General features: G+C 64.9%; 9 protein-coding genes and 1 pseudogene. 8 read left to right on the top strand and 2 right to left on the bottom strand.

Annotated features, from left to right (window positions below):
* Positions 1 to 584: methylmalonyl-CoA mutase family protein (locus RMO57_RS16075; RefSeq protein ID WP_310388308.1), on the top strand; the 584-nt coding region annotated here is incomplete at its 5' end.
* 7 nt (positions 585 to 591) lie between these two features.
* Here RMO57_RS16075 and RMO57_RS16070 read toward each other — a convergent pair.
* Positions 592 to 1,464, bottom strand: a complete 873-nt coding sequence (locus RMO57_RS16070) for an AraC family transcriptional regulator (RefSeq protein ID WP_310388307.1) — start codon at positions 1,462 to 1,464, stop codon at positions 592 to 594.
* Positions 1,465 to 1,602: 138 nt separating this feature from the next.
* On the opposite strand from RMO57_RS16070, the gene RMO57_RS16065 reads away from it, so the two are divergent.
* From RMO57_RS16065 to RMO57_RS16040, 6 genes are all read left to right on the top strand, one after another.
* Positions 1,603 to 2,142 carry a peroxidase-related enzyme gene (locus RMO57_RS16065; protein WP_310388305.1) on the top strand — a complete coding sequence of 180 codons (540 nt, stop codon included), beginning with the start codon at positions 1,603 to 1,605 and terminating at the stop codon, positions 2,140 to 2,142.
* A 121-nt stretch (positions 2,143 to 2,263) separates the two neighbouring features.
* Positions 2,264 to 2,665, top strand: coding sequence for a nuclear transport factor 2 family protein (locus RMO57_RS16060; protein WP_310388303.1), 402 nt, complete (start codon positions 2,264 to 2,266; stop codon positions 2,663 to 2,665).
* A 52-nt stretch (positions 2,666 to 2,717) separates the two neighbouring features.
* A complete protein-coding gene (locus tag RMO57_RS16055) occupies positions 2,718 to 4,994 on the top strand; it encodes a heavy metal translocating P-type ATPase (RefSeq protein WP_310388301.1) in 2,277 nt (758 codons plus the stop codon).
* Between the two features lie 159 nt (positions 4,995 to 5,153).
* Positions 5,154 to 5,519, top strand: coding sequence for a rhodanese-like domain-containing protein (locus RMO57_RS16050; RefSeq protein ID WP_310388299.1), 366 nt, complete (start codon positions 5,154 to 5,156; stop codon positions 5,517 to 5,519).
* A gap of 312 nt (positions 5,520 to 5,831) precedes the next feature.
* Positions 5,832 to 6,518, top strand: coding sequence for a PEP-CTERM sorting domain-containing protein (locus tag RMO57_RS16045; RefSeq protein WP_310388297.1), 687 nt, complete (start codon positions 5,832 to 5,834; stop codon positions 6,516 to 6,518).
* Positions 6,518 to 6,988 (top strand): hypothetical protein, encoded by a 471-nt coding sequence (locus tag RMO57_RS16040; RefSeq protein WP_310388296.1) that lies wholly within the window; start codon positions 6,518 to 6,520, stop codon positions 6,986 to 6,988. Before RMO57_RS16045 ends, RMO57_RS16040 begins: the two co-directional genes overlap by 1 nt.
* Before the next feature lie 2 nt (positions 6,989 to 6,990).
* On the opposite strand, the gene RMO57_RS16035 is transcribed toward RMO57_RS16040, so the two are convergent.
* Positions 6,991 to 7,464: an Lrp/AsnC family transcriptional regulator gene (locus tag RMO57_RS16035; RefSeq protein WP_310388294.1), complete on the bottom strand. Its 474-nt coding sequence runs from the start codon at positions 7,462 to 7,464 to the stop codon at positions 6,991 to 6,993.
* Positions 7,465 to 7,582: 118 nt separating this feature from the next.
* Between RMO57_RS16035 and RMO57_RS16030 the strand changes: the two are divergent.
* Positions 7,583 to 8,948: pseudogene (locus RMO57_RS16030) on the top strand (pyruvate ferredoxin oxidoreductase); the annotation flags it as partial.

The raw sequence follows: 8,948 nt of genomic DNA, 5'->3' as shown, positions 1-8,948 counted from the left end.
CCAACGCCTTCGACGAGGCCATCACCACGCCGACCGAGGACAGCGTGCGCCGCGCGATGGCGATCCAGCTGATCATCAACCGCGAGTGGGGCCTGGCCAAGAACGAGAACCCCTCACAAGGCGCCTTCATCATCGAGGAGCTGACCGAGCTGCTGGAAGAAGCGGTGCTGAGCGAGTTCGAGAAAATCGCCGAACGCGGCGGCGTGCTGGGCGCGATGGAAACCGGCTACCAGCGCAGCAAGATCCAGGAAGAGAGCATGCATTACGAAATGCTCAAGCACACAGGCGAATACCCCATCATCGGCGTCAACACCTTCCGCAACCCGCATGGCGACCAGGTGATGGAAGGCATCGAGCTGGCCCGCTCGACCGACGAAGAAAAGCAGTCACAGCTGCACCGCCTGCGCGACTTCCATGCCCTGCACGCCGCCGACAGCGCCGCCCAGTTGCAGCGATTGCAAGAGGCCGTCATCGCCAACAAGAACGTCTTCGAGGTGTTGATGGACGCGGTGCGGGTCTGCTCGCTCGGCCAGATCACTAACGCACTGTTCGAGGTGGGCGGGCAGTATCGGCGCAGTATGTGAGCCCTGCCTAGGCTTGGCGCTGTTGCTCCAACCAGGCTCGGGGTGCCTGCCCACTTGCTTGGGCAAAGGCACGTGAAAACGAGGCGGCGCTGGCATAACCCAGTGCCTCACCGGCACTCTTGATGGACGCTCCTCCAAGCAGCATCGATCGGGCGACCGACACTCGCCACTGCAGTAGGTAGTCGGCCGGCGTGCTGCCAAGCTGCTGTTTGAACTCGGCCGCAAACGCACTGCGCGACATGCCTGCCGCCAGCGCCATGCTTTCAAGCGACCAAGCCGCGCCCGGAGCCTCATGCATGGCCACCAACGCGCGCGCCAGCTTAGGATGCGCCAGCCCATGGATCAGGCCCGCCTGCATGCCGGCCTGCTCGGGATGGTCCAGCAGCCAGCGCAGCAGCTGCAGCAACAAGACCTCAAACAAACGGTCGGCCAAGAGGCGTTGGCCGCAGCGCAGTCGTTCGGTTTCGGCGAACAGCAGGGCCAGCGTCGGCGCCAGCCCTTCCACAGCGCGCAAGGGCAGCACCAGGACCGGCGGCAGCGCGGCTACCAGCGGATGGCGCTCGCCCCCTTCAAAGTCCAAGGTGGCGCAGACGAAATCCGCGCCTTCGCTGGGCGCATTGCTGAAGCGATGGGCCAGCGGCCGCGGGTAAAAAAGTAGCGTGGGTTCACTGACCGCTATTTCGAGCGGCGCGCCGCTGCCCGGCGGGTGCGTCAAGACCATCTCACCCCGGCGCAGCACATGCATAAAGGCGCGGCCCGGCTGGGCGTCGAAATGGGTCAGGCCGCACAAGGCACCGGCGTGGAATAAGTGCGCGCGCACCCGGAAGCGGTCGAGCAGCGCCGACAGGCGATCGAGAGGCGGGGCGGGGTTTGAGGCCATGGGGCTACTTTGAGGCGCATGAGCGGGACGAATTGGTATGTTGTTTGGATTTTAAGCAGCAATTCGGACTTCGGCCCCGCTGACACTGCTCATGTGCTTCAAAGCACAAACCCAAACCACCCACCTCAAGGACTACCCATGAACCGCATCCCCCTGATTGACCGCGCCAACACCACTACCGACCGCAAGGCCTTGCTCGACGCCGTCCACGGCGCCTTTGGCATGGTGCCCAATATGTTCCGCGCGGCGGCGAATTCGCCGGCCGCCTTGAGCAGCATGTGGGGCGCATTTGGCGCCCTCGGCGGCGGCGTGATTCCGCCCAAGCTCGGCGAGCTCATCGCGGTGGCGGTGGCCGACCGCAATGCCTGCGAGTACTGCCTGGCCGCACACACCGCCCTGGGCCGCAAGGCCGGCGCCAGCGCCGAGGAGCTGCTGCATGCCCAAGCGGGAGAGTCGGCCGACCCGAAGACGCAGGCGGCCCTGCGCTTCGCGCTCAAGCTTGTCAACGAGCGCGGCCAGGTCAGCGACGCCGACGTGCAAGCGCTGCGCACCGTGGGCTACGGTGAGGCGGAGATCATCGAGATCCTGGCCCATGTGGCGCTGAATCTGTTCACCAACTATGTGAATATCGCCTTCGCCGTGCCGGTGGACTTCCCGGCGGTCAAGCTGCGCAAATAGCAGGGCCGCGCGCCCACGAGCGCTGTGGGCGCCTGCTACTTTCAGCTTGTGGCGCCAAACGCCCAGCCAAAGTCCGGCAGCGGTTTAGCATCGGTCAACGCAAACACCCGGAGCTCGCATCGTGGATACCTTGAAACTTTGGCATCACATCGTCGACAACGCCGACGCGCAGGCGCTCGACGCGCTGCTGGCCGACGACGTGGTTTTCCATTCGCCGGTGGTGCACACGGCCCAGCGAGGCAAAGCCTTGACGAGCATGTACCTGGCAGGTGCGCTGCAGGTGCTGCTGAAGCCGGGCAAATTCCGTTATCTGCGCGAGATCGTCGGGCCTCAGGATGCCATGCTGGAATTCGTCGCCGAGGTGGACGGCATCGAGATCAATGGTGTGGACATCATCCGCTGGGACGAGGCCGGCCGCATCTGCGACTTCAAGGTGATGGTGCGGCCGCTCAAGGCCATCCATCTGCTGCAGCAAAAAATGGCCGCCATGCTGGAGCAAACAAAAGATCAGATCAAGGCTTGACTCTGGAGTCGCTACAGACACCAAACTGGGGCCAAGACTTCAAAGAGCGCCCATGCCCAGCATTTCAAAGCACCCCTCCGAGCACCCGCCGCATGCTCATCAGCATGCCCATGAGGCCACCGCGTGTTGTGCCGCAACGCCAACGCCCACGCCAGCCAAGTCGGCGGTGGTGCCCGCAGACGGCGCCTTGCATCTGCGCATTCCGGCCATGGATTGCCCGACCGAGGAAGGCCAGATTCGTGCCGCGCTGGAGCGCTTCAGCGAGATTCGCCGCCTGAGCTTTGACTTGAGTGGCCGCGCCCTTTCCATCGACGCACCCGAAGCCAGCCGGGCCGCCATCACCGCCGCAATCGAAGCGGCCGGCTTCAAGACCGAAACCCTGCAGGCGCCGGTCAGCGCGGCGCAAAGTACGCACACACAAAGACTTGAACTGCTGCGCCTGGCCGCCGCGCTGGGCGTGGCGCTGCTGGCCGAGTTGCTGAACTACCTGGCGCCTGCCAGCAGCGCCTGGCAGATCGGCGGCATGGCCTTGGCGGGCCTGGCCATTGCGCTGGCGGGCGGCTCGGTGTTCCGCAAGGGGCTGAGCGCGCTGGCGCATGGCCAACTCAATATCAATGCCTTGATGACGGTGGCGGTGAGCGGCGCCTTCTTGATCGGCCAATGGCCGGAAGCCGCCATGGTGATGGCGCTGTACGCCTTGGCCGAGCTGATCGAGGCGCGCGCCGTGGAGCGCGCCCGCCATGCCATCAGCGGCCTGCTCGCGCTGTCGCCTCAGCAGGCCGAAGTACGCCAGCTCGATGGCAGCTGGTTGCTGGTGGCGGCACAAAGCGTGGCCGTCGGCGCCACCGTGCGGGTACGCCCGGGTGAGCGACTGGCGCTGGATGGACGGGTCACCGCCGGCCAAGGCGCCATCGACCAAGCCGCGGTGACCGGCGAAAGCGTACCGGTCGACAAGAGCCCCGGCGACCAGGTCTTTGCCGGCACCATCAACCAGCACGCTGCGCTTGAATTCGAAGTCACGGCCTTGGCCAGCAACACGGTGTTGGCGCGCATCATCGAGGCGGTTGAGCAAGCCCAGGCCAAGCGGGCGCCGACGCAGCGCTTTGTCGATCGCTTTGCCGCCGTCTACACCCCGGCCGTCTTCGTGCTGGCGCTTGGCGTCGCACTCGGTGCCCCGCTGCTGCTGGGCTGGACCTGGGCCAGCGCGATCTACAAGGCGCTGGTCTTGCTGGTGATTGCCTGCCCTTGCGCGCTGGTGATCTCGACCCCGGTCACGGTGGTCAGCGGCTTGGCGGCGGCGGCGCGGCGCGGCATCTTGATCAAGGGCGGTGTCTACCTGGAAGAGGCGCGCAAGATCAAGGTCGTGGCGCTGGACAAGACCGGCACGCTGACCGCCGGCAAGCCCCAATTGGTGGCGCACAAAATGCTGAGCACCGAGCTGCCCGAGGACCGCTTGCTGGGCATTGCCCACAGCCTGGCGACCCGCTCGGACCACCCGGTGTCCAAGGCGATTGCTGCCGGCACGCGGGCCGAGCTGGCCAAGTTTGACGACGTCAGCGACTTTGCCGCCAAGCCGGGCCGGGGCGTGCAGGGCCGCATAGCCGGGCAGGACTATCTGCTCGGCAACCATCGCTGGATCGAAGAGCGCGGGCAATGTTCGCCCGCCTTGGAAGCAATGATGGCCGAGCATGAACAGCAAGGCCGCACGGTCACCGTGTTGGCCGGCGCCGGCGGCGTGCTGGCCCTGTTCGCGGTGGCCGACACGGTCAAGCCGAGCAGCCAGCAGGCCGTCGCGGAACTGCTGGCCATGGGCATCAGGCCGGTGATGCTGACCGGCGACAACGCCGCCACCGCGCGCGCAATTGCCGCGCCGCTGGGCATTGCCGATGTGCGTGCCGGCCTGCTGCCGCAGGACAAGCTGGAGGCGATCGAGGCGCTGCGAGTGGACCACGTGGTGGCCATGGTGGGCGACGGCGTCAATGATGGCCCGGCCCTCAGCGCCGCCAATCTGGGCTTCGGCATGGGCGGCGCCGGCAGTGACACCGCGATGGAGGCCGCCGATGTGCTGATCATGAACGACGACCTGCGCCGCGTGCCCGAGACCATCCGCCTGTCGCAGCGCTGCTACGCGGTGCTGTGGCAAAACATAGCTCTGGCCCTGGGGATCAAGCTGGTGTTCCTGCTGCTGGCCTTGTTCGACAACGCCTCGATGTGGATGGCGGTGTTTGCCGATATGGGCGCCAGCCTGCTGGTGGTGTTCAACGGCATGCGCTTGTTGCGGGTGGACGTGCGGGTGCGCCCCGAACGCAGCAGCACGCCGAAAGCTTGAGTTAGCTGCGTGGAGCCCAAGCCGACGCCGGCTGTTTTTTCGCTCGCCAAGCGCTATGACTTGATGTAAAACTCATTCACGGTTCGGTGCTCTGGGTGTTTTCAATCTCTGTACAGAGAGGCTGACCGCCTTTTGAGACCCGTGCGAGAGGAGAGCATCATGACTTGGGCATCGATTTACCTTCCCGTTGACGCGCAGATGGCGCCCTATGAAACGCCTCAACATCTACACCCGCAGCAGGCCGCCGGCCTGCCGGACGGTGCCTTGTTGATTGATGTGCGCTCCTACGCCGAGTACATGGCCGGTCATTTGCCGGATGCGCATTGCCTGCCGCTGCCGCAAATGAGCCATTTGGTCGGGCAACTGGCGCCCGATCATGCCGCGCCCATCGTGCTGTATTGCTCCTCCGGCGGGCGCGCCGAGCAAGCGTTGGGCCTGCTGCAGCGGCTGGGCTACACCAATGTTCACAACGGCGGAGGAGCCATCGCCTTGAGCAAAAAGCTGGGCAAATCGATCGAGCATTGATGGCTGAGGCCGGCTTGAGGCCTTTCTCGCCATAGCGTCGATCGCCGCCTATTTGCTGGCAGTTGCGTTGGCCTTTGTCCATGTGGCTCCGGCGCTGACGCTTGACTTGGCCGTCGCCGGCATGTGGTTGCTGCCGGATCCGCGGATCATGCAGCAGCTGGACTGAATCTCCCGCCCTGCAGGGGCGGTAGACCATCAGGGTCTCGCGGCCTGCCCCTAGGTCAAAGCTTGAATCAAGCTCGGCTCAAACCTACTGTGACAGGGTCGCTTGCCGCTTGGGCAGCGCACACTTGAACAGCACAGGAGCACAGCATGAAACCAGCCCCCTATCCAACCGTCCGGACCTGGCTCGCCGCAGCGGCGCTGAGCACATTGCCGGCCACCGCCCTGGCCGCCAGCGGCTATGTCACCACCAATGAAGCCAAGCTTGACACAATCTATTCGCAGGCCGGCTTTGGCGCCAACCCGATCGACATCCGTTTCAACACCGCCACCAGCATCATCAATGCCGCACTGACGGTCATCGACAACGGCGCCGAATGGGCGACGCTCACCGGCTTGGGCGGCAACCTCGCCGCGCCGACCGTCAATATGTACTTCGTCGACAAAATCCTCTGGTGCGGTGTGGCCTCACTGACCGCCATAGGCTGCGCCCAACAACCGGGCAATGTACTGGCGCTCGACTCCGCCTGGGCGGCCGACGCCACCTTTGGCGGCAACCTGGCCGGCCATGAGTTGGGTCACAACCTGAATTTGCCCCATTTGATGCCGGACAACGCCACCAATCTGATGAACGAGACCATCTCGGCCAGCTTTGCGCTGACTGCCGGCCAGATCACCACCATCCTGGCCAGCGCCCTGGTGCAGACCGACGCCAAGGGTAAATACATCAGCGTCCAGCCGATTGCGGTGCTGGTGCCCGAACCGGCGGCATGGACGCTGATGCTGGGCGGCGCCTTGCTGCTGGGCGCCGTGCGCCGGCGCCAGCGCAGCGTCTGATGGCGTCCATAGGCGCGGCGCCGCTGCTGGCGCTGTTGCTCTGCCTGGGCACCAGCGCCATGGCCCAGACGCGCCGCGATCTCGGTGGCTTTTCGATCGAACTGCCTGCCGCCCTGGCGCTGCAAGCTCGCGGCGGCATCGACTCACACAGCGGCCGCTGGGTCGGCGACGGGCTACAGCTTGACTACGATCTCGGGCTGTATGCCGACCCCTTGCTGGCGCGCGAAGGCATCAGCGCTCGACTTGAACGGGCCGTGATCGTGGACGGCCGGCCGGCGCGCCTGGTGCATTGGCGGCTTGATCAGCCCGCGCCGAGGCGCTACTTCGTCGGCCTGCATCTGGCACAGATTCATATGTCGAGCGCAGGTCCACTACACCTAACGCTGCTGGCCCATGGCACGGACCCGACCACGCCGAAGGCCGCTGAGGCCATGTTACTGACACTGCGGCTTGGCGCGCCGCCGCCCTGAACTCAGCCGCTCACCGGCAGCGCCGTCTCATACTTGACCTCACGCAAGACCACATTGCTGCGCACGCTGGCCACGCCGGGCACCTTGAAGATTTGCGACTGCAAAAACTGGTCATAGGCCTTCATATCGGCCACCACCACCTTGATCACATAGTCGGCCTCGCCGGTGATGCCGTGGCATTCAATGATCTCGCGGCTGGCCAGCACCAGGCGCTCAAACTGCTCGACCGCCCCCTCGCTATGCCGCACCAAGCTGACGTTAGCCAGCACGCAGATATTGAGCCCGAGTTTTTCGCGGTCGACCAGGGCCACGTGGCGGCGGATCACGCCGCTGTCCTCCAACTCCTTGATGCGCCGCCAGACCGGCGTGGCCGACAGGCCGACCTTGTCGGCCAAGGCCTGCGTGCTTTGCCGGCAATCATCCTGCAAGGCGGCAAGAATCTGCCGGCTCGCTCTATCGAAACGCTCAATCTCCATAAGTCACCTCTTTGAGTCAAATTCTCTCACTTGATTCGCTATCGCAAGCAATGAGAGCAACAAACACTTGCGCTCTTGATGAAAAATCTCGCCAGCCCAAGTTCCGCCAGGAGAGACCATGCCCGATATCAAAATGCCAGCCACGGATGGCTCGCCCAGCCTGCGCGACTACAAGCTCTCAGACAACCTTGCCGCCCGCAGCGGCGCCGTCTTTCTGACCGGCACCCAAGCCTTGGTGCGCCTGCTCTTGGCGCAAAAAGCGCAAGACGAGCGTGCCGGCCTGCACACCGCCGGCTTCGTGTCCGGCTACCGCGGCAGCCCGCTGGGTATGGTCGATCAGCAGTTGTGGAAGGCCAAGAAATTCCTCGAAGCGGCCAAGGTCAACTTCCTGCCCGCCATCAACGAAGACCTGGCCGCCACCGCCTGCCTGGGCGTGCAGCGCGTCGCCCTCGACCCCAAGCGCACTGCAGACGGCGTATTCGCAATGTGGTACGGCAAGGGCCCCGGCGTGGACCGCAGCGGCGACGCGCTCAAGCATGGCAATGTCTACGGCACCTCGAAGTTAGGCGGCGTGCTGGTGGTCTGCGGCGATGACCATGGCTGCGTGTCCTCCAGCACCCCGCACCAGAGCGATCTGGCCTTGCAAGCTTGGGCATTGCCCATCGTCCATCCGGGCAATGTGGCCGAGTATCTGGAGTTCGGGCTCTATGGCTGGGCCTTGAGCCGCTTCTCCTCGACCTGGGTCGGCTTCAAGGCGATCTCGGAGGTGGTGGAAAGCGGCATGACGGTCGATCTGGACAGCGTGCCGCTGGACTTCGAGTTGCCGGTTGACCATGTACCGCCGGTGGACCTGCATATCCGCGCGGTCGACCTGCCTTCGCTGGAGCTGGAAACGCGGCTTGAGCACAAGCTGAACGCTGTCAAGGCCTTCGCCAAGCTCAACAGCATTGACAAGCACATCGTCAGCAGCCCCAGCGCGACCTTGGGCATCGTCACCGTCGGCAAGGCGCATTACGACTTCATGGAGGTCTTGCGCCGCTTGGACCTGGACCCGAACGCGCTGGCCGCCGCCGGCGTGCGGGTCTACAAGGTCGGCCTGGTGTTCCCACTGGAGGCCACGCGCATGAGCGAGTTCGCCCGTGGCTTGACCGATATGCTGGTGATCGAGGAAAAAGCACCCGTCGTCGAGCGCCAGATCAAGGAGCTGCTTTACCACCTGCCCGACGCGCAGCGCCCGCATGTCATCGGCAAAACCGACGAGCATGGCGCGGCGGTGCTGAGCGCTTTGGGTGAGCTCCGCCCCTCGCGCATCATGGCCACCGTCGCCGACTGGCTGGCCCGCCTAAATCCGGCATTAGACCGCCGCCATCTGGTGGTTGATTTTTTGACGCCTTGCCTGCTCTCCAACGCGGCCGACGGCGTGCGCCGCCAGCCGTACTTTTGCTCCGGCTGCCCGCACAACAGCTCGACCAAGCTGCCCGAGG

This window comes from Roseateles sp. (genome assembly GCF_031397715.1).
In the GTDB taxonomy this organism is placed as follows: Bacteria; Pseudomonadota; Gammaproteobacteria; order Burkholderiales; family Burkholderiaceae_C; genus Paucibacter_A.
This window is presented reverse-complemented; position numbering and strand designations above follow the sequence as displayed.

What these genes read in the sequence shown, in the direction of transcription:
- RMO57_RS16045 (WP_310388297.1), top strand. Translation starts at nt 5,832, where the DNA reads ATGAAACCAGCCCCCTATCCAACCGTCCGGACCTGGCTCGCCGCAGCG.
- RMO57_RS16035 (WP_310388294.1), bottom strand. Translation starts at nt 7,464, where the DNA reads ATGGAGATTGAGCGTTTCGATAGAGCGAGCCGGCAGATTCTTGCCGCC.
- RMO57_RS16065 (WP_310388305.1), top strand. Translation starts at nt 1,603, where the DNA reads ATGAACCGCATCCCCCTGATTGACCGCGCCAACACCACTACCGACCGC.
- RMO57_RS16050 (WP_310388299.1), top strand. Translation starts at nt 5,154, where the DNA reads ATGACTTGGGCATCGATTTACCTTCCCGTTGACGCGCAGATGGCGCCC.
- RMO57_RS16070 (WP_310388307.1), bottom strand. Translation starts at nt 1,464, where the DNA reads ATGGCCTCAAACCCCGCCCCGCCTCTCGATCGCCTGTCGGCGCTGCTC.
- RMO57_RS16055 (WP_310388301.1), top strand. Translation starts at nt 2,718, where the DNA reads ATGCCCAGCATTTCAAAGCACCCCTCCGAGCACCCGCCGCATGCTCAT.
- RMO57_RS16040 (WP_310388296.1), top strand. Translation starts at nt 6,518, where the DNA reads ATGGCGTCCATAGGCGCGGCGCCGCTGCTGGCGCTGTTGCTCTGCCTG.